This is a genomic window from Streptomyces avidinii (assembly GCF_045161815.1).
GTDB classification, from domain to species: domain Bacteria; phylum Actinomycetota; class Actinomycetes; order Streptomycetales; family Streptomycetaceae; genus Streptomyces; species Streptomyces avidinii.
On record NZ_CP108863.1, the window covers coordinates 8,271,345 to 8,290,110 of the forward strand.

General features: G+C 70.8%; 14 protein-coding genes and 4 pseudogenes. 11 read left to right on the plus strand and 7 right to left on the minus strand.

Annotation, left to right across the window (positions count from 1 at the left end; translation table 11 throughout):
• Positions 1-6: 6 nt before the first annotated feature.
• Positions 7-672, minus strand: a complete 666-nt coding sequence (locus OG373_RS37500; RefSeq protein ID WP_405443246.1) for a class I SAM-dependent methyltransferase — start codon at positions 670-672, stop codon at positions 7-9.
• 333 nt (positions 673-1,005) lie between these two features.
• Here OG373_RS37500 and OG373_RS37505 point away from each other — a divergent pair, with 333 nt between their 5' ends.
• From OG373_RS37505 to OG373_RS37515, 3 genes and pseudogenes are all read left to right on the plus strand, one after another.
• A complete protein-coding gene (locus tag OG373_RS37505) occupies positions 1,006-1,290 on the plus strand; it encodes an SHOCT domain-containing protein (RefSeq protein WP_405443247.1) in 285 nt (94 codons plus the stop codon).
• Between the two features lie 179 nt (positions 1,291-1,469).
• A pseudogene (locus OG373_RS37510) lies at positions 1,470-2,486 on the plus strand (PEP/pyruvate-binding domain-containing protein); the annotation flags it as partial.
• 261 nt (positions 2,487-2,747) lie between these two features.
• Positions 2,748-3,715, plus strand: a pseudogene (locus OG373_RS37515) (APC family permease); the annotation flags it as partial.
• A gap of 34 nt (positions 3,716-3,749) precedes the next feature.
• Here OG373_RS37515 and OG373_RS37520 read toward each other — a convergent pair.
• Positions 3,750-4,172 (minus strand): DUF6223 family protein, encoded by a 423-nt coding sequence (locus OG373_RS37520; RefSeq protein WP_405443248.1) that lies wholly within the window; start codon positions 4,170-4,172, stop codon positions 3,750-3,752.
• 220 nt (positions 4,173-4,392) lie between these two features.
• Here OG373_RS37520 and OG373_RS37525 point away from each other — a divergent pair, with 220 nt between their 5' ends.
• The 3 genes from OG373_RS37525 to OG373_RS37535 all read left to right on the plus strand — a co-directional run bounded on the left by OG373_RS37525 (position 4,393) and on the right by OG373_RS37535 (position 7,585).
• Positions 4,393-5,520 carry a sensor histidine kinase gene (locus OG373_RS37525; RefSeq protein WP_405443249.1) on the plus strand — a complete coding sequence of 376 codons (1,128 nt, stop codon included), beginning with the start codon at positions 4,393-4,395 and terminating at the stop codon, positions 5,518-5,520.
• Complete coding sequence (locus OG373_RS37530; protein ID WP_405443250.1) at positions 5,517-6,179, plus strand: response regulator; 663 nt, start codon at positions 5,517-5,519, stop codon at positions 6,177-6,179. Before OG373_RS37525 ends, OG373_RS37530 begins: the two co-directional genes overlap by 4 nt.
• 530 nt (positions 6,180-6,709) lie before the next feature.
• A complete protein-coding gene (locus OG373_RS37535; protein WP_405443252.1) occupies positions 6,710-7,585 on the plus strand; it encodes a universal stress protein in 876 nt (291 codons plus the stop codon).
• Positions 7,586-7,714: 129 nt separating this feature from the next.
• On the opposite strand, the pseudogene OG373_RS37540 reads toward OG373_RS37535, so the two are convergent.
• A pseudogene (locus OG373_RS37540) lies at positions 7,715-7,873 on the minus strand (response regulator transcription factor); the annotation flags it as partial.
• Positions 7,874-7,961: 88 nt separating this feature from the next.
• Positions 7,962-9,644, minus strand: a complete 1,683-nt coding sequence (locus OG373_RS37545; RefSeq protein WP_405443254.1) for a GAF domain-containing protein — start codon at positions 9,642-9,644, stop codon at positions 7,962-7,964.
• 186 nt (positions 9,645-9,830) lie between these two features.
• Here OG373_RS37545 and OG373_RS37550 point away from each other — a divergent pair.
• From OG373_RS37550 to OG373_RS37570, 5 genes and pseudogenes are all read left to right on the plus strand, one after another.
• Positions 9,831-9,993: pseudogene (locus tag OG373_RS37550) on the plus strand (polyphosphate kinase 2); the annotation flags it as partial.
• 419 nt (positions 9,994-10,412) lie between these two features.
• Positions 10,413-11,636 (plus strand): arginine deiminase, encoded by a 1,224-nt coding sequence (locus tag OG373_RS37555; RefSeq protein ID WP_405443255.1) that lies wholly within the window; start codon positions 10,413-10,415, stop codon positions 11,634-11,636.
• Between the two features lie 66 nt (positions 11,637-11,702).
• Positions 11,703-12,704 (plus strand): ornithine carbamoyltransferase, encoded by a 1,002-nt coding sequence (gene argF / locus OG373_RS37560; protein WP_405443257.1) that lies wholly within the window; start codon positions 11,703-11,705, stop codon positions 12,702-12,704.
• A 33-nt stretch (positions 12,705-12,737) separates the two neighbouring features.
• On the plus strand, positions 12,738-13,691 hold the full coding sequence (gene arcC, locus OG373_RS37565; RefSeq protein WP_405443258.1) for a carbamate kinase: 954 nt from the start codon (positions 12,738-12,740) through the stop codon (positions 13,689-13,691).
• Positions 13,688-15,220, plus strand: coding sequence for a YfcC family protein (locus tag OG373_RS37570; protein ID WP_405443260.1), 1,533 nt, complete (start codon positions 13,688-13,690; stop codon positions 15,218-15,220). The genes arcC and OG373_RS37570 overlap by 4 nt, the downstream gene beginning before the upstream one ends.
• Before the next feature lie 552 nt (positions 15,221-15,772).
• On the opposite strand, the gene OG373_RS37575 is transcribed toward OG373_RS37570, so the two are convergent.
• From OG373_RS37575 to OG373_RS37585, 3 genes are all read right to left on the minus strand, one after another.
• Entirely contained in the window at positions 15,773-16,705 is a 933-nt protein-coding gene (locus OG373_RS37575) for a universal stress protein (RefSeq protein WP_405443262.1), read from the minus strand.
• A 161-nt stretch (positions 16,706-16,866) separates the two neighbouring features.
• A complete protein-coding gene (locus tag OG373_RS37580) occupies positions 16,867-17,664 on the minus strand; it encodes a sigma 54 modulation/S30EA ribosomal C-terminal domain-containing protein (RefSeq protein ID WP_405443263.1) in 798 nt (265 codons plus the stop codon).
• 451 nt (positions 17,665-18,115) lie between these two features.
• On the minus strand, positions 18,116-18,763 hold the full coding sequence (locus tag OG373_RS37585; RefSeq protein WP_405444342.1) for a CBS domain-containing protein: 648 nt from the start codon (positions 18,761-18,763) through the stop codon (positions 18,116-18,118).
• Positions 18,764-18,766: the final 3 nt, after the last annotated feature.

Genomic DNA, 18,766 nt, shown 5'->3' on the forward strand with positions numbered 1-18,766 from the left:
GGGCACTCACCGAGGGACGGTCTGCGTGATGCGCCACAGCCGCCGCGGAAGGCCGCCTTCCTCGAAGGCGGCGACCTCGTCCAGAGTCCAGCCTTCGGCGAGGGCGTCGACCAGGTCGCGGGGGAAGAAGTGGACGGCGAAGCCGCCGTGTTCCCAGATGTCGTCCCCGTGCCCGGCACCGGCCTGGTAGTGGGCGTCCCCGGTGTGGCGGACGGTGTAGACGAAGACTCCGCCCGGCCGCAGTACCCGTCGCACCTCGGCGACCAGGGCGCGGATCTCCTGGGTGGACAGCGCCATGCAGAGCAGCATGTGCGCAAATACGGCGTCCACCGAGGCGTCCGGGAGCGGCAGGGGCTCGCGAACGTCGTGAACGGCCGTGGAGACCCGCCCGGCCACGTCTTGCGCAGCGGCAGCTTCACGCAGCTGTTCCAGCCCCACCGGACTGAAGTCGGTGGCCGACACGGCGAGACCCTGGCGGGCGAAGTACAGCGCGTCACGGCCATGGCCGGCACCCAGCTCCAGCACCTCGCGGGCACCGGCGGCCCCGAAGACGGCAGCGGCATGGACCGCCGGCTCGGACGGCTCCTCGCCGTACATGCCGGGATGCTCGCCGTAGGTCTGCTGCCAGTGCGCACGCTGAAGCTCGGCCAGCTCGTGCTCGGACTCCGACATGCTGACGCCTTCCTCACCAGGCCGGCATCGAACAACCGGCCCCGCGAGGCCACCCTAGAGGGACACCATGTCGTCACCGCGCCCACCCGCTGCGCCACGGCCGTCGGAGCTCGTCGGTACTCGACTTCTGGCACAACGTCTGTGGCGACGAGCCGACTCCTGCGGCGGCGATCCGGGGCCGGGAGGCGGACAGGGCCGTGGGAAGGGGCCAATCGGCCCTGCTCACGACCCCGACCGGCCCATGCCCGGACGACAAGGGCCGACGGACAGTGAGGACATGGGGGACATGCCCCGTGGGCCGTGTCCCAGACCGTCTGAACAGGAGCGTGAGCCATGTTCTGGTACGGCCACGGAATGGGCGGATGGGGCTGGTTCGCCATGTCGTTCAGCATGGCCCTCCTCGTGGCCCTGGCCGTTGCGGCCGTCGTTCTGCTCTTCCGCAGCGTCGACCGTTTCCCCTCGGGCCCGGCGCAGCCCTCGGTTGCGCCTTCCGCCAAGCAGGTGCTCGCCGAACGGTTCGCCCGGGGCGAGATCGACGAAGAGGAGTACGAACAGCGCCTGACCGCACTGCGTGCGCACGGGACAGGTCAAGGCCGGCGGGGACCGGGAGAGAACTGAGTCCGTAGCTCCGCCTGGAACGCGAGCGCCGCGGCGTCGTTTTCGCCGCGGCCCCGGCAAGCAGGACCTGCGCGGAAGCCTGGACACCTACGGGCTCACCGCACGGTACGACGCTTGTCCGCGCGGCTGCGTCTGTGCCCCGAGATGACAGGGCATCGTCGAACAGGCTGGTGAAGGTCATGGGCTCCTACGTGTACGACTTCACCGAGGGTGGCCGGGGCCTGGCCGGTCTCCTCGGAGACAAGGGCGCGAGCCTTGCGGAGATGGCGTGCATGGGCCTGCCCGTTCCGCCCGGCTTCACCATCACCGCCGAGGCCTGTCGCGTCTTCCTGGCCACCGGCGAGCCGCCGGAGGGCATGGACCGCGAGATCGGCGAGCACCTGGCTGCGCTGGAGCGGGCTGCCGGCAAGCGGCTGGGGCAGGTGGACAATCCCCTGTTGCTGTCGGTCAGGGCGGGGGCGGGGCGCTCCACGCCGGGAATGATGGAGACCATCCTGGACATCGGCCTGAACGACCTGTCCGTGCTCGGGCTGTCCAAGGTGCCCGGACGGGAGAGGTTCGGATGGGATTCCTACCGCCGTCTTGTGCAGATGTTCGGCAGCACGGTCATGGGCGTCGAAAGTGCACTGTTCGAAGACGTGCTCCGGCGAATCAAGGTGCAGCACCGCGTCGTGAACGACTCTCATCTGGACGCCTGCGACCTCATCCGGGTCGTCGAAACGTTCAAGGACCTCATCCTCGAACGCACAGGGAGGGCGTTTCCGCAGGATCCGGCCGAGCAGTTGCGGCAGGCGATCCTCGCCGCATTCCGGTCGTGGAACGGCGAGCAGGCCGGCGTCCGCCGGCACGGCGAACACATTCCGGACGACCATGGAACGGCGGTCACCGTCCAGAGCATGGTCTTCGGGAATTTCGGAGCCGACTCCGGCAGCGGCGTCGCGTTCAGCCGTGATCCGACCACTGGGCGTCCCGGGCTGTACGGCGAGTACCTGCCGAACGCCCAGGGCGACGACGTCGTCTCGGGCGTCCGCACCGCCTTGCCGCTCCGGGAGCTGGCCACGCTGGACCCGACCTCGTTCGAGCGCTTGCGCAGCTACATGGAGCAGCTCGAAGCGCATCACCACGACTTGTGCGACATCGAGTTCACGATCGAGCGCGGCACTCTGTGGATGCTCGAGACGCGGGTTGGCCGACGCGCCACGTAGTCGGATGTCCCAGGCTCCGTGCTGCGCGGCGGCAGGGCCGGGCGTCGGGATCAGGTAGGTCGGTGGCCGGCTGCTCGGTGAGATGCGCGGGCGCCGTCCAGGATCACCCGGATCCCACGCCAGGCGCCAGCAGCGCGACGGCCAGCGGCCCGGTCCGCTCGTGGTGGAGGGTGGGGGAGCGCGTGATGGGTGTGGTGTCGGGGTCTGCGGGCACGGGGGAGTTGAAGCGGCACCCTGGGTGTGTTCGACGCCATGGTCGGCAAGACCGCCTCCTGCGCGGCCGTGGCACTGACTGTCGGCTCATACGTGCGGCCCGGCCAGGCGCACGCGGTCGCGGTCGCCGCCGTGGTGGCGCTGACCGCCGTCAACTACGCCGGGGTGCAGAAGTCCGCCCGGCTCCCCCGCGTCATCGTCGCCGTGGTCCTGGCCGTGCTGGCCGCGGTGGTGGCCGCCGCGGTCACCTCCGGCGACGCGGACGCGGCACGGCTCGGCATCGGTGACGACGCGACCTTCGGCGGGGTACTCCAAGCGGCTGGCCTGCTCTTCTTCGCCTTCGCCGGCTAGCCCGCATCGCCACCCTCGGGGAGGAGGTCCGCGACCTCGCCCGCACGATCCTCCGGGCCGTCCCGCTCGCTCTCGGCATCGCACTCGTCGTGTACGCGGCCGTCGCCGTTGCCGTCCTGGTCGTGCTCGGCCCGCAGGCGCTCGCGGGCGCCACGGCTCCCTTGTCGGATGCCGTACGTGCTGCAGGCGCGGACCGGCTGGCACCGGTCGTACGGGCGGGCGCCGCGGTGGCCGCGCTCGGCTCGCTCCTCGCCCTGATCCTCGGGGTCTCGCGCACGACCCTGGCGATGGCCCGCGACCGGCACCTGCCCCACGCGCTGGCCGCCGTCCACCCGAAATTCCAGGTGCCGCACCGCGCCGAACTCGTGGTCGGCGCCGTCGTGGCCGTACTCGCGGCGACCACCGAGGTACGCGGGGCGATCGGCTTCTCCTCCTTCGGAGTGCTCGCCTACTACGCCATCGCCATCGCCTCCGCCTGGACGCTCACTCCGCACGAGGGCCGACCGGCGCGGATCATCCCGGTCGTCGGGCTCGCCGGCTGCCTCGTCCTCGCCCTCGCCCTTCCGTCCTCCTCGGTGATCTCCGGTACCGCAGTCCTGGCTGTCGGCGCCGCTGTATACGGGGTGCGCCGCCAATTGACCGTCCGCCGTGCGTGATCGCGGCGGACCCGAACTCGCGTATCCGCGCCCATCAGCCGGCGCGGCGGGAGCGGGACACGGCCCGGCCGCCGAGGGCTGTGCCGGTCAGCCCCAGCAGTAGGGCCACGTAGGCTCCGCCCAGGCCGTTGCCGGTGCCGAGTCCACCGTCGGCGGTGGCCGCGACCAGCCCGCCGAGCGCCATGCCGGTCAGCCCCGCCGCTATGGCCGTCATGGCTCCGAGTGACCCGTTGGCGGTGCCGAGGCGACCGGTGGGGCGTGCCAGTGCCAGCACGGCTATGACCACGGCAGTCAGTCCCAGCAGCCCGCCGGAGGTGGCTCCGAGTCGCCCCAGGCTGAAGTCGTGGACACTGGCGGCGACCGGCTGCGCCGAGGCGTGCGCTGCCGCCGGTGCGGCAAGCCCGATGCCTCCGAGCAGGGCGGCCGCAGCGGCGGCGGACAGGCGACGAACAGACATGAAGGTGCTCCTTCTCTTCCTATGGCTGGATCTCGTTCGAGCATGTCCGCCGGACCCACCGCGGGTCGTCCCGCTGACGCTGGCACTTTGCCCTGCCGTCGGTGCAGCATCCGGCTACGGCGGACGCGGCAGGCGCCGCGAAGGTACTGCGTGCGCAGTAGTCGTCCCGTCGTCCGAGAGCGGGACTCGCTCACGCCCGGCATCCGGCTACGGTGCGCGCATGAGCAAAGGACGGTTCCGTGTCGGTACCGGGGTCAGAGACTGGCTGATCGCCGTCGGGGTAGCGGCGGCGCTGCTGGTCACCGGGGTGTCCGGGCAGCACTCCGGCACGGGTCTCGACCTGCTCGGCTACGTGCTGCTGGTGAGCGGTGGCCTGGTGCTGGCCGCTGGTCGCAGGGCTCCGGTTCCCGTGCTCGCCGGCACCGGGTTCTGCGCGGTGGGGTATCAGGCGGCCGGTTTCGACGTGGCCGCCGTCGCCTACCTGTTCGCGGTGTACGCGGCTATGCGGGCGGGACACCGCGTCATCACGGTCGTGGTGAGCGTGGCGGTGCTGGCCGCTCTTCCCCTGGCGGCCCTGGTATCGGGCCTGCACGACACGGGCCAGGCGTTCGCTCAGGCTCGAGGAGCCCTTGAGATTGCCTGGCTGATCGCTGCCGGTGCGGCGGGTGAGGCGCTGCGGCAGGCCGAGCGGCGGGCCGACGAGGCCGAGCGGACCCGGGAGGAGACAGCGCTGCACCGTGCCGACGAGGAGCGGCTGCACATCGCACGGGAGCTGCACGATTCGCTCACGCACCAGATCTCGGTGATCAAGGTGCAGGCCGAAGCGGCCGTCCACGTGGCCCGCAAGCGGGGTGAGGAGGTGCCGGAGGCCCTGCTCGCGATCAGGGAAGCCGGTCGTGAGGCGTCCCGGGAACTGCGGGCGACCCTGGAGGCGCTGCGCGACGACGACAAGTTCCCGCCGCGTGGGCTCGACCACGTTCCTGAACTGGTGGAGCGGGCTGGTAGGTCCGGCCTGGAGGCGACGCTGACGATCGGGGGACAGCGGCACGACGTGCCGGCCGCTGTGGGCCGGACGGCCTACCGTGTCGTTCAGGAATCGCTGACCAACATCGCCCGCCATGCGGACGCCGGCACGGCGTCGGTCCACATCGACTATCAGCCGGACGCCCTCGCGATACGCATCGACGACGACGGCAGGGCCACGCCGGACGGCGTGCCGGAGCCCGGCATCGGGCTGCTCGGTATGCGCGAACGCGTCACCGCCCTCGGAGGCCGGCTGCGGGCCGAACCGCGCAGCGAGGGCGGCTTCACCGTGCAGGCCGAACTCCCCCTGGAGCGAGCGTCATGATCCGCGTCCTGCTGGTCGACGACCAGCCGCTCATCCGCAGCGGATTCCGCGCACTTCTCGACCTCGAAGACGACATCGAGGTCGTGGCCGAAGCCGCCAACGGACGCGACGGCCTGGCACTCGCCGAAGAGCACCTGCCCGACATCGCACTCATCGACATCCGGATGCCGATTCTCGACGGCATCGAGACGACCCGGCGCATCGCCGCGAACCCGACCCTGGCCGGAGTGCACGTCGTCATCCTGACCAACTACGGCCTGGACGAGTACGTCTTCGACGCCCTGCGCGCCGGCGCCGCCGGATTTCTCGTCAAGGACATCGTGCCGGAGGACTTCCTGCATGGCGTACGCGTCGCAGCGCGCGGTGACGCACTGCTCGCGCCGTCGATCACCCGCAAGCTGATCCACAGGTACGTCAGCCAGCCGTTCCCCGCCGACACCGGAACGGCGCTGGACGAGCTGACCGGCCGCGAACGCGAAGCCGTCGTCCTGGCTGCGCAGGGCCTGTCCAACGACGAGATCGCGAACCGCATGGTAATCAGCCCGCTGACCGCGAAGACCCACATCAACCGAGCCATGGCCAAGCTCCACGCCCGCGACCGCGCCCAGCTCGTGGTACTTGCGTACGAATCCGGCCTGGTAACCCCGCGCAACTCCTGACGTTCACTCGACAATCCCGCCTCGAACACGGATTTCTGGTCAATCACCTGTGCTGTGAACCTGTTTCCACTACGGCTTCAGGCCCCGAGGCCGACGTCGAGGCTCTTGTGGCCCATCCACTCGGCGACGTCCGTGATGGGGATGCCATCGGTGAGGCAGCTCGCGGCGAAAGAAGTGGCGGAGGCTGTAGATCACCATGCCGTCGGGGATGTCGCCTCGTCGGCGCGTTTGATGCGCTGCCACGGGCACATGATGTCCACGCCTCTGCCCCCGTGCCACCACGCCGAATCGCTCCAGAAGAGCATGGGCAATCCCTGCTGGCCCAACCGCTGCGGCCGGAGCGCTGTTCCTGCCACGGGGCGGTCGCGAGAGGAGGACCGGCCCTCGAGGAGGGACCGTTGGCCCTTCTGCGCCGCTGCCCGGCACGAGCAAGGTGAATCCCGGTGGCGCCCGGTCCTTCCCCCGGCCGGCGCCACCCATCCCCGCCGGCCGACCCCGATGCCTCGCGCATCAGTACGGAGGACAGACCTGTGAAGCGCACCCTCGTCGTCGGAGTGGACGGATCCCCGGAAAGCCGGGCCGCCGCGGACTGGGCCGCATGCGAAGCCGTACGGCGCGACCTGCCCCTGCACGTCGTCCACGCCTGGCTGTGGCAGCCGCTCGCCGTCCCGATCGTCCAGGACCGCGATACCGAGTCCCGCCGGGCCGATGACATCCTGAAGGAGGTCGAGCAGGAGCTCACCCACCGATACCCATCGCTCGCGCTCACCGCGGAAGTCCTGTCCGACGCGCCCGTCCCGGCCCTGCTGCACACCGCCAAGGAAGCCGAGATGCTTATCCTCGGCACCCGCGGGCACGGAGCCCTGCTCGGCTTCCTGCTCGGCTCCTACGGTCAGCAGGTGATCGCCGCCGCCGAGTGCCCCGTCGTCTCCGTCCGCTCCGCCCACGGCAGGCCGGCGGCCGTGCCGGAGGAGGGCGAGGTCGTCGTGGGACAGCAGGGTGGTGTGGAGGAATCCGCCGAGGTACTGCGCGTCGCATTCGAGGCGGCCGCAGCGCGCAAGGTCCCGCTCCGCGCGGTCCGGGCCTGGAGCCTTCCCCCGGTCTACGGCTACAGCCCTGGCTCGATGTGGACAGCCGAGCAGTTCGGCGGGCTGGAGCCGTTCGAGAAGTCCGCGCTGGACCAGGCGCTGGAGCCGTGGCGGCTGAGGTTTCCCGAGGTCGAGGTCGTCGCGCACGTGGAGAGGGGCAGCGCCGGCCACGTCCTGCTGTCCGAGGCTTCGGACGCCCAGCTGGTCGTCGTCGGCCGCCGGGTCCGCGAGTCGTCGGTGGGTACGCGCATCGGTTCGGTGGCCCATGCCGTGCTCCACCATGCGGCCTGCCCCGTTGCCGTCGTCCCGCACCGCTGACCGCCGAGTCGACGGCGAAGGCGGGCACGCCGTCGTACGGCGTGCCCGGCCCTTCCCGTGGGCGGTTCCTACTCCGCGGCCGGGACCGGGTGCCGGCCGGGCGGGGTCAGCGCGTGACTGGCGATCACCCGCGGCCTGGACGCGCCGCTCCACGCCGAGCTTGACGAAGAGCCGCGAGATGATGTTCTTGACGGTCTTCTCCGCGAGGAACTGCCGCTTGCCCATCTTCCGGTTGGTGAGACCCTCACTGACCACGAGGAGGATCTCCCTTTCCCGGTCCGTGAGGCCGTCCTGATCCTGTTGCCGGGTTCCGGCTGGAAGCGGACCCGACGCTGCCCGTGCCTGCGGCTCGGGGCTGACGCCGTGCCGCGGGTCCTCAGCTCCCGGTGGGGAGGGGCGCGCGCCAGACGAGCCTTGTGCCTCCGTCATCCGGAGTCTCGTGAATGAAGGACCCGCCCAGGCTCTGCGCCCGCTCGTCGAGGTTGAGCAGGCCGCTTCTGCGGCCTTGAGGTGGAATGCCCGTCCCGTTGTCCGAGACGGTCAGCACGATCTCGCCCTGGCCGGCCTTGAGGGCCACGCCGACCCGGGTCGCCTGTGCATGGCGGGCGGCGTTGCTGAGGAGTTCGCCCAGTACTGCCAGGACGTGGTCGGCGATCTGTGGCGGTACGTCGGTGTCGAGCAGGCCCTCCATGCTCAGGCGTGGCGGATGGCCGAGGGTTGTGGCCGCGTCGCCGACGGCGCGGGCGGCGCGCGCCCGCAGGCCGGGGCCGCTCTCGCGGTCCTTCGTGCGGAGTCCGAAGATCGTCGATCGGATGATCTTGATGGTCTCGTCCAGGTCGTCGACCGCGCGACCGACCCGCTCCGCGGCACCTTCGTGCTCGACGAGACGAGCGGCGCTCTGCAGGGTCATGCCGGTGGCGAAGAGCCGCTGAATGGCCAGGTCGTGCAGGTCACGGGCGATCCGGTCGCGCTCCTCCAGCAGTGCTATCTGCTCGGCGTCCCTGCGCCGCTCCGCCAGCTCCAACGCGAGTGCGGCCTGACCCGCGAAGGCGACGAGCGGCTCCAGCTCTCCCTCGCCGAACGCCGGCTCTCCCGCCGGGCGCGCGAGCAGCAGGACACCCCTGCTCGCTCCGGCAGCGGTGCCCAGGGGGACCGCCACCGCAGGGCCCAGTCCGTCCTGTACCTGGGCCTCGGCCGGATAGCGTTCGTCGGTCGAGGCCTGCACGGCCGTGACGGGCTTGCCGGCCAGGTGCGCCGCTCCTGCGAGCGTGCCTGTGAAGGGGACGACGAGGCCTCGCCGCTCGGATCCGTCCGTACCGGCCGCGAACTCCACGACCAGGCCGTCGATACCGGCCACGGGCATGGCGATGTCCGCGAGGCGTGCCGCGGTGATCTCTTGGGCGCGGCGCGCGATGAGCTCCAGCACCGCCGGACGGGAGCTGCCGGACAGCAGGCTCTCGGTGATCTCCGCATTGGCCCTGAGCCACCGCTGCTGGCGCTGCGACCCCTCGTAGAGCCGGGCGTTGTCGATCGCCACGCCCGCCGCCACCGAGAGGGTGGAGATCACCGTCTCGTCCTCGGTGTCGAAATCGATCCCGCCACGCTTGTCGGTCAGGTACAGGTTGCCGAACACCTCGTCGCGGACCCGGATCGGCACGCCGAGGAACGTGCGCATGGGCGGGTGATGGGCCGGGAAACCGTACGAGGAGGAGTGCGCGCCGAGGTCGGTGAGGCGCAGGGGCTCCGGGTGGTGGATGACCTCCCCGAGCAGGCCGTGGCCGGCCGGCAGCGGGCCGATCGCGGCGATCTCCTTCTCGGTGAGTCCGACCGTGAGGAACTGCGAGAGCGTCCGCCCGTCGGGGCCGATGACGCCCAGCGCGCCGTACTCGGCGTCGACGAGCAGCGCGGCCGCCTCCACGATCCGCCGGAGCACCTGGGCGAGATCCAGCTCCCGCCCGACCGACATGACGGCCTCCAGGAGGCTGTGCACCCGGTCGCGGGTGCCGCGCACTTCGTCGATGCGTGCTTGGAGTTCGTCCAGCAGTTCGTCCAGCCGCATCCGCGGTACCTGCGTCAACGGATCCCTCACACCCACGTGCTTCCCCTCCGAAGGCTCGCTCAGTTGCCCGATCCACGGTCAGCGTATCGATACGCCCAGGCCCGATGGGCATCGTTGCGCGCGGATGCCCGCCGGGACCGACTTGACCGAAGCGCCCGACGACGACGGGGAGGAGACAGCACGGGTCTGAAGAAGCCTGTCCATGAGGAGGAGCTGCTGCGGCTCCAGACTGAGCTGATCGAACTCCAGGAATGGGTGCGTACGGAGGGTGCCCGGCTCATGCGCCCGGCTCATGGTCGTCTTCGAGGGCCGCGACGCTGCGGGCAAGGGAGGTTCGGCCTCGGACGTCCGGCCCGTGACCTGGTCGCCGCCTCGCGGGACGCGGGGCCGGTCGTAAAGGTCGGCCGCTGTACCTGCCGGTCGGCGCGTTCTGGGGCGCCGTTGGCGCACGCCACGCGACACCACGGCCGGCCACCGGTGGCCGTCGCACCGTAGGCAGACGTCTGACCGCGGGTTCGCCCCGCCCCGCCGCGTTCGGTTCCCGACCGTCGCCACGCAGGGCCGAAGGGCCCTGCGAAGCGACCGAACGGGTCCTCCCGGAGAGTGCCGACCGGCCCGCCACCAGGGACTGTTGCCGCCGGGCACGAGGGGACGCGAGTGACAGAGTTCAAGTGCTCCCCGAGGCGCCCCCAGAGGACGCCCGGCCGGACGCACGTCCCATCACCGCGCCCGTCGAGCACACCTACCTTCTCACCTCCCGGGGACCCCATGACCTTTCACGTCGACTCCGAGACCGGCCGGCTGAAGCAGGTCATCCTGCACCGCCCCGACCGCGAACTGACACGCCTCACACCCACCAACAAGGACGAGCTCCTCTTCGATGACGTGCTGTGGGCCAAGCGCGCCCGCGACGAGCACGATGCGTTCGCCGATGTCCTGCGGGACCGCGGAGTGCGCGTGCACCTCCTCGCCGACCTGCTCACCGAGACGTTGGACGGCATCGAGGCGCGGCAGCTCGTGCTGGACCGGGTCTTCGACGAACGCGAGTTCGGCGTCCTCGGCACCGACCGGCTCCGCACGTACTTCGACTCCCTGGAGTCGGCCGCCCTGACCGCCTGCCTCATCGGCGGCGTCACCAAGGCGGAACTGCTCGAGCGCACGGGCCCGATGGCGAGCGTACGACTGCACGCCATGTCGCCCGACGACTTCCTCCTCGCGCCGCTGCCCAACCATCTGTTCACCCGCGACACCTCGTGCTGGGCGTATGACGGTGTGAGCGTCAACCCGATGAACAAGCGGGCACGGCGCCGTGAAACCGTTCACTTCGAAGCCCTTTACCAGCACCACCCCCTCTTCGCGAAGGGGGAGTTCCACCGGTGGACCGACGGGCAAGCGGCCTATCCCGCCACCATCGAGGGCGGCGACGTCCTGGTCATCGGCAACGGCGCGGTGCTCGTCGGCATGAGCGAGCGCACCACGCCTCAGGCCGTGGAGAATCTCGCCCTGCGCATGTTCGCGGCGGGTTCCGCCCAGCGGGTCGTGGCCGTCAGTCTGCCGAAGAGCCGCAGCTTCATGCACCTCGACACGGTCATGACGATGGTCAGCGGTGACACCTTCACCCGATACGCCGGCCTCGGCATGCTGCCTTCCTCCACGATCGAACCGGGGGCCGGTGGGGAGGGGCTGAGGGTCACCGACCACGCCCCCGAGGACATGGACCGGGCCATCGCCGAGGCGCTGGGTCTGCCCTCCATCAACGTCCTCACCCCGAGCCAGGACCTGCGGTCCGCCGAGCGGGAGCAGTGGGACGACGGCTGCAACGTGCTGGCGGTGGAGCCCGGTGTGGTCGTCGCCTACGAGCGCAACGTGACCACCAACACCCACCTGCGCAAGAGCGGGATCGAGGTGATCACCGTGCGAGGCAGCGAGCTCGGCCGGGGCCGTGGTGGCCCGAGGTGCATGACCTGCCCCATCGAGCGCGAGGCCGCCTGACCACCCCGCCCACGCCCCCTCACCCGCCCGCCGCACACACACCCCGTACACATCCAGGAGCCTGCCATGCACGACGACCTGCACCAGCGCCCGTTCGTGAAGGAACTCGACTTCACTCCCGAGGAGTTTCGCCACCTGCTGGAACTCTCCGCCTCCATCAAAGCTGCCCGCCGCGAGGGACGCGAGGAGCAGCGGCTGCGCGGCAAGAACATCGCCGTCATCTTCGAGAAGACGTCGACGAGGACCCGATGCGCCTTCGAAGTGGCCGCGCACCAGCAAGGCGCGCTCGTGACGTACCTCGACCCGGCCGGCTCCCAGCTCGGGCACAAGGAGTCCATCAAGGACACCGCACGCGTCCTCGGCCGCTACTACGACGGGATCGAATACCGGGGCAGCGACCAGCGCCTGGTGGAGGAGCTGGCCCAGCACGCCGGCGTTCCGGTCTGGAACGGCCTGACGGACCAGTGGCACCCCACCCAGTCGCTCGCCGACGTGCTCACCATGTGGGAGCACACCGACAAACCGCTGAACCAGGTGTCCTTCGCCTACCTGGGCGACGCCAGGAACAACGTCGGCAATTCCCTGCTGATCGTCGCGGCAATGCTCGGCATGGACGTACGCATGGTCGGCCCGCGAACCCTGCACAACGCCTCCGATGTCGTCGACCAGGCAAGGCGGGCGGCGGCCGTCAGTGGCGCGCGGATCACCCTGACCGAGGACCTGACCGAAGGCGTGGCCGGCGTCGACTTCGTCTACACCGACGTGTGGCTCTCCATGGGAGAGCCGCCGGAGATGTGGGACGAGCGCATAGCACTGCTCAAGCCGTACCAGGTGACCACGAAGACCCTGGAGGCGACGGGCAACCCGTCGGTCAAATTCATGCACTGCCTTCCGGCCTTCCACAACAGCGACACCACCGTCGGCGCCAGGATCGCTGCGCGGACCGGCATGACCGCACTGGAGGTCACCGACGAGGTCTTCGAGTCCTCCCACTCCATCGTGTTCGACCAGGCCGAGAACCGGCTCCACACCATCAAGGCCGTCCTCGTCGCCACCCTCGGCGACTGAACCGGCATCCCCTCGACCTCCGGAGAACACGTCATGCGTGTAGTCGTCGCACTGGGCGGCAACGCCCTGCTCCGCCGCGAGGAGCGGCCGGACGCCGCCGTGCAGCTCGCCAACATCCGCGCGGCCGTGTCCGCGCTCGCCCCCCTCGCGCACGAGCACGAACTCGTCATCACCCACGGCAACGGACCGCAGGTCGGCGTGCTCGCTCTCCAGAGCGCCGCCGACCGCTCCCTGAGCAGCCCCTACCCCTTCGACGTCCTCGGCGCGGAGACCCAGGGCATGATCGGCTACTGGCTGCTCCAGTCGCTGCAGAACGCCCTGCCCGGACGGCAGGTCTGCGCCCTGCTCAACCAGACCCTTGTCTCCGCGGCCGACCCTGCCTTCACCGACCCGGCCAAATTCGTGGGCCCGGTCTACGACCGGACCGAAGCGGAGCGACTGGCCGCCGAACGCGGCTGGACGGTCAAGCAGGACGGCGCCCACTGGCGACGCGTCGTACCGTCCCCCCGTCCACAACGCGTCGTGGAGACCCGGCTCATCCGGCTGCTGCTCAACTCGGGAGCGGTGGCCGTGTGCGCCGGAGGCGGCGGCGTACCGGTGATCCGTGACGAACGAGGGCAGCTGACCGGCGTCGAAGCCGTGGTGGACAAGGACCTCACCGCTGCTCTCCTGGCCGAGGCGCTCGATGCCGACGCGCTCCTGCTGCTCACGGACGTTCCCCACGTGTCGCTCGGCTACGGCACCCCCGGCGCCGAGCCCATCGGACGGACCACGCCCGCGGCCCTGAGAGCCCAGCAGTTCCCCGCCGGATCCATGGGCCCCAAGGTCGACGCCGTGTGCCGGTTCGTCGAGCTCACCGGCGGTATGGCAGCCATCGGCGCTCTCGAAGACGCCCGAGCCATCCTCGACGGAGCCACCGGCACCGTCGTCACGCCCAGCGGCAGCTACCGCGAAACCCGCCACGACGGAACACAGGACCTGACATGACTCTGCAGAGCGCACCCGCATCCCCGCAGCCGGCCCGGGCGAGAACGCACTCCGGCGCGCCTGGCGGCCCGCGGCGACGGTTTCGGTTTCCGTCCGCCCTCACCGTCCTGATCGCCGTAACCGTCGCAGTCTGGGCCCTGACGTTCGTCATCCCCGCCGGCCGCTACGACACCAAGGACGGAAGCCCCGTACCGGGCACCTACCACGCCGTAGAACTGACCACCGGGTTCTGGGAGCGGCTCAAAGACCTGTTCGTCGCCCCGGTCAACGGTCTGTACGGCGTCACCGACGCCGGGACCGGCCTGACCGCGCCCGGCGGGACCGGCTCCTTCGCGGGCGCGGCCGGCGTGTTCCTCTTCATCCTGGCCGTGGGCGCGTTCATCACCGTCACGATGCGCACCGGGGCACTCACGGCGGGAGTGGCGCGCCTCGCGCAGCGTCTGCACCACCGCAGGACCCTGCTCCTCGTGGTCCTGCTGACGGTGTTCTCCCTGGGCGGGACCACGTACGGCATGGCCGAGGAAACCCTCGGCTTCTACGGGCTGATGGTCCCCCTGATGCTGGGCCTGGGCTACGACCGCATGGTCGCCGCGACGGTCGTCATGGTGGGAGCCGGGGTCGGAACCCTCGCCTCGACCGTCAACCCCTTTGCCACCGGGGTGGCCTCCGACAGCGCCGGCATCGGCACGGGAGACGGCATCGTCCTGCGACTGGTGATGTGGGCCGGTCTGACGGCCCTGGCAGCCGCATACGTCGTGCGCTACGCCCGCCGCGTCACCGAGGACCCCTCCCGGTCGCTGACACCCGTTACCGAGGACGACCTCCGCATCAAGGCCGAGGGCAGCGACGCGGCGAAGCCCACGAGCCGCCAGCGCATCGTCCTGTACCTCTTCGCGGCCACCTTCCTCTTCATGATCTTCGCCGTCGTCCCCTGGTCCGATCTCCACGTCACCTTCCTGCCCACCCTCGGCTGGTACTTCCCCGAACTCGCGGCCCTGTTCATCGTCGCGGCGGTCGCCGTGGGGCTGATCGGCGGCTTGGGCGAGAAGGGCACGATGAACGCCGTCACCGCCGGCGCTGGGGACTTCATCGGAGCGGCGATGATCGTCATGCTGGCCCGGGGAGTCACGGTGATCATGAACAACGCCAGTGTCACCGACACCATCCTCGACGTCCTGCAGAGTGCGGTGGCCGACACGTCCTCCGGCGTGTTCGTCGTCCTGATGTTCGTGGTGAATCTCCCGCTTGCCTTCTTCGTCCCCTCCTCGTCCGGCCACGCGGCCCTCGCCATGCCCATCCTCGCCCCCCTGGCCGACTTCGCCGGGGTGAGTCGGGCCCTGGTGGTGACCGCGTACCAGTCGGCTTCCGGCTGGGTGAACCTCATTACGCCCACCTCGGCCGTCGTCATGGGAGGCCTCGCCCTTGCCAAGGTCCGCTACGACCAGTACCTGCGCTTCATGGCACCACTGATGGGTGCCCTGCTGGTGGCCGTCGCCGGATTCCTCGCGCTCGGTGCGGCAGTGCGCTGAATCGCCACGGGTCAGGCAGGTGGCCGGCCGGTCGGGACATCGACCCGCCGGCCACCGTCGTGCGCCCAGCACGAGGCGGACCTCATGGCTCTGCCGGACGGGACCAACAGGGCCCTGGGCGCTCCTCTGAGCCGCGACCGTGAGATCCGGCGAGGCAGGGTGCCCGTGCCGCTCAAGGAGGTGGGCCCCATGCCCGGACTGCCGGCCATCGGAGCGACAGCACGGGCGCGATTCCCGTTTTCGCTGTGGACCGGCAGAGCGACAGCGCCGACCGGCCACTGGTGGGGCGCCCGCCCCACCAGTGGCCTTCTCGCTGCGGCTGCTGATGCGGACACGCTCGCGGCGCCGGGCGGCCGCCCCGTCCCGCCCCTCGCCGCGGCGGCTGCCGTCCCTTCCGTCCGGCACGACGAGCAACGCGCCGACCACTGCGGTCACAGCACACAAGGAGCCCTCGTCGCGCAGCTGCGCGACGAGGGCTCCTTGTGTCAAGGGGGGCGTCCGTCGAGGGACCGCGGCCGCAGGCGTTTTCGTCTTCGGTGCGGCCCGCGACGATCAGAGATGAGGGACGACCGCCACGGGCGTCTTGGCGTGGTGCAGCACTGCGTGCGTGACCGGGCCGATGTGCGCTCCGATCGCCGCCCGGCGTATGCGCCGTCCGACGATGAGCAGCGAGGCGTCCTTCGACGCTTCCACAAGATGGCCCGCGGGCCGGCCCACCATGCACTGCTCCTTGACCTCGACCTGGGGGAACTTGCCGCGCCACGTTCGCAGTACGTCGGTGAGCGCGCTTGCCTCGCGCAGTCCCAGCGCGACGCCGTGGCCGGGGTCGGCCGCCGCAGGGTCGTACCCGTCGACCACCGGTACGCTCCAGCCGTGCACGACCCGCAGGGTGGCCGCTCGGGCAGCGGCGGCCTCGAAGGCGTACGCGAGCAACTCGTCGCACGGCCTGGAGAGGTCGAGGCCGAGCACCACGTCGAGGCCCTGCCCCTTGCGGTCCCCGTGGTCGCCCGTCCCGGGCCGCAGTTCACACTCGGCTCGTTCCCCGACCCGTACGGCGACGACCGGGCGCTCGGCGTGCGCGATGACGGGCAGGGACACCGATCCGGTCAGGAAGCCGGCCAGGCCACCCAGTCCTCGTGAACCCACGACCAGGACTTCCGCCCTCTCCGCGGCAGAAAGCAACACCTCCGCAGGGCGGCCGTACACCTGCTCGACGGTGATCTCCAGGCCGGGGTGTTCCCGGCGCAGCCGGTCGGACGCGTCGCGGGTGACCTGCTCGGCGTAGTGCTGCGTGGCGGTCGCCCCCTCACAGGGCGGGGTGTCCAGGCCGGTGAACGGGGCATGGGCGAAGGCCGGTGACCAGTCCTGCCAGACGTGCAGGAGGTGCAGGGGCAGACGGCGCATCCGCGCCTCGCGGGCGGCCCAGTCCGCGGCGGCCAGCGACTCGGCCGAGCCGTCCACAGCGGCGATGACGGTACGTGACATGTTTCCTCCGGGTGAGGGGTCTTCGGATGGTTTGCGGCACCGGTCCGGGAACCGGCGGCCGGGCGCGCGGCATGGACGGCCGTCTGCGGGCCGGCCCCAGGGGCGGTCCGACCGGACGGGCCGAGGCCGAGGCCGTGGCGGGCGGTGTGGCCCGGAACGTGCTACCTGGACGGAGTGATCAGTCCGTAGTGGCCGTCGTAGCGGTGGTAGAGGACGCAGCCCCGGCCGGTGGCCGTGTCGTTGAAGAAGACGAAGGGCAGCCCGGTGAGGTGCAACCGTGAAACGGCCTCGGTCACACTGCTCGTCGGCACGGAAACCGTGCTCACGCCGAGCAGGCCGTCGACCTCCCGTTCCTGACCCAGGGGTCCCAGCGAAGCCATCCGATGCCGCCCGGTACGGACGTCGCGGTAGACGACGCTGTCGCGCCCGGAGGCCAGGTCCGTGAAGAGCCAGAAGTCGTGGTCCATGGCTTCCAGGTCGATCACGGCGTCCTCGGGCGTCTGGTGGACCAGGCTGAACGACTTGTGCCGCACGATCCCGCGCTCCTCGGCGGGAACGTGATGCCGGTGCGGCCGGTGGTCGTGCCCTGCGCTGTACGGCCATGTCCGGGTGCGCGGGCCGTCGCCGTGGGGGCCGCCCGCCCCATACCGCCGTGGCCGGGCGAGCCGGGCAGCCAGGCGCTCCTGCAGGAGGTCGACCGCTTCGAACATGGTGTTCGCGGCCACGTGGGCGCGTACCATCCGGCCGTTGACGTCCACCACGGCCTGAGCCGTCGCCGGACGGTTTGCCGAAGTGTTGACGGCCTGCGTGAGCTTCACCCGCACGGCCAGCACAGGTTCGCGCACGTGGCCGATCACCGCGAGCATCTTTCCCTGGGCGTACACGTCCGCGCCATCGGGTACCTGCCCTCGGTTGCGGACCTGAACGTCGGCTGTCCGGCTGGTCTTGAGACCGCTCATGAGAACTCCTCCTCGATCGCTTCCAGCCTGGCTGCCTGCGGCCGCTCCCGGGCAGAGCCGTCCGGACCCCGCCGCGGCGCCACTGGTACCAGCACCACGCAAGAACCCGGGACTTCCGGTCGGCCGGGCAAGGCCGTTCGGCCTACAGACCACGGACGGGTAGGTCGACGAGCCCGGACCGATATCGCGTGGCGTGCCGGACGGGCAGCACGGCTCGGGTCGGCGGCTCCGGGCCGCCGCCCAAGGCGGCGTGGAGGGGAGTGCGGCAACGAGCACGCCCCTCCGAACCGGCTCAGCAGCCCAGGGCGCCCAGTCGCCCAAGTGCGCCAGCAGGACAGGGTGGTGCCGTGAGGGCGATCTCAGGGTGCTGCCGGGCGAAGGGCGGCGTACCGGCCGCTGTGACCGCCGCCCCTCGGCCGGCGGAAGAGACCAGTGGTCTCCCGCCCCGTCGTCAGTGATCGCTCTCGCGGCCGGCCTTCAGCCGGTTCACCACACCCACCACACCGTCCACGCGCCACGTGGCCCTGATCAACGCCGCTGCATCGAGGGCCGGTTCGGGTGATCCCACCATGGTGACCATCCCGTCGCGGACATCGATGCGGAGCCCGTCGATGCGGTGCGCGGCCGGCGCCCGGCCCGAGACAGCACCGGCGACGTCCGCGAGGATCTCCTCGTCCGTCCTCAGGAAGACGCGCAGCAGATCACGTCGCGTGGTGATGCCGATGAGGCGGTCCTCCTCGTCCACCACCGGCAACCGGTCGACGTGGCGGCGTTCCATGATGCGCGCGGCGTCGACGACGCGCTGCTCGGGATGCACAGTGACAGCCGGGCTGGTCATCAGCGCGCCGGCCGCCCAGGCGGATCCCGCGACGGGGTGGGTGTCGGCCGGTCGCCGTAGTGCGCGCGCCATCCGGTGCCGCCCGGATTCGTGCTGGCCGAGACAGCCCTGCCGCCTGGCGAGGTCTGTCCGGGAGACGACGCCCATGACCTTGTCGTCGTCGTCCACCACCGGCAGGCCGCTGATCCGGTGGGTGCCGAGCATGCGGGCCAGTTCTTCGAAGGAGGTGTCGGGACGTGCCACGACCACCTCGCCGGTCATGAT

Excerpts from the sequence above, each read along its gene's own strand:
- OG373_RS37500 (WP_405443246.1), bottom strand. The coding sequence starts at position 672 with ATGTCGGAGTCCGAGCACGAGCTGGCCGAGCTTCAGCGTGCGCACTGG.
- OG373_RS37505 (WP_405443247.1), top strand. The coding sequence starts at position 1,006 with ATGTTCTGGTACGGCCACGGAATGGGCGGATGGGGCTGGTTCGCCATG.
- OG373_RS37520 (WP_405443248.1), bottom strand. The coding sequence starts at position 4,172 with ATGTCTGTTCGTCGCCTGTCCGCCGCCGCTGCGGCCGCCCTGCTCGGA.
- OG373_RS37525 (WP_405443249.1), top strand. The coding sequence starts at position 4,393 with ATGAGCAAAGGACGGTTCCGTGTCGGTACCGGGGTCAGAGACTGGCTG.
- OG373_RS37530 (WP_405443250.1), top strand. The coding sequence starts at position 5,517 with ATGATCCGCGTCCTGCTGGTCGACGACCAGCCGCTCATCCGCAGCGGA.
- OG373_RS37545 (WP_405443254.1), bottom strand. The coding sequence starts at position 9,644 with ATGCGGCTGGACGAACTGCTGGACGAACTCCAAGCACGCATCGACGAA.
- OG373_RS37555 (WP_405443255.1), top strand. The coding sequence starts at position 10,413 with ATGACCTTTCACGTCGACTCCGAGACCGGCCGGCTGAAGCAGGTCATC.
- argF (WP_405443257.1), top strand. The coding sequence starts at position 11,703 with ATGCACGACGACCTGCACCAGCGCCCGTTCGTGAAGGAACTCGACTTC.
- arcC (WP_405443258.1), top strand. The coding sequence starts at position 12,738 with ATGCGTGTAGTCGTCGCACTGGGCGGCAACGCCCTGCTCCGCCGCGAG.
- OG373_RS37570 (WP_405443260.1), top strand. The coding sequence starts at position 13,688 with ATGACTCTGCAGAGCGCACCCGCATCCCCGCAGCCGGCCCGGGCGAGA.
- OG373_RS37575 (WP_405443262.1), bottom strand. The coding sequence starts at position 16,705 with ATGTCACGTACCGTCATCGCCGCTGTGGACGGCTCGGCCGAGTCGCTG.
- OG373_RS37580 (WP_405443263.1), bottom strand. The coding sequence starts at position 17,664 with ATGAGCGGTCTCAAGACCAGCCGGACAGCCGACGTTCAGGTCCGCAAC.
- OG373_RS37585 (WP_405444342.1), bottom strand. The coding sequence starts at position 18,763 with ATGACCGGCGAGGTGGTCGTGGCACGTCCCGACACCTCCTTCGAAGAA.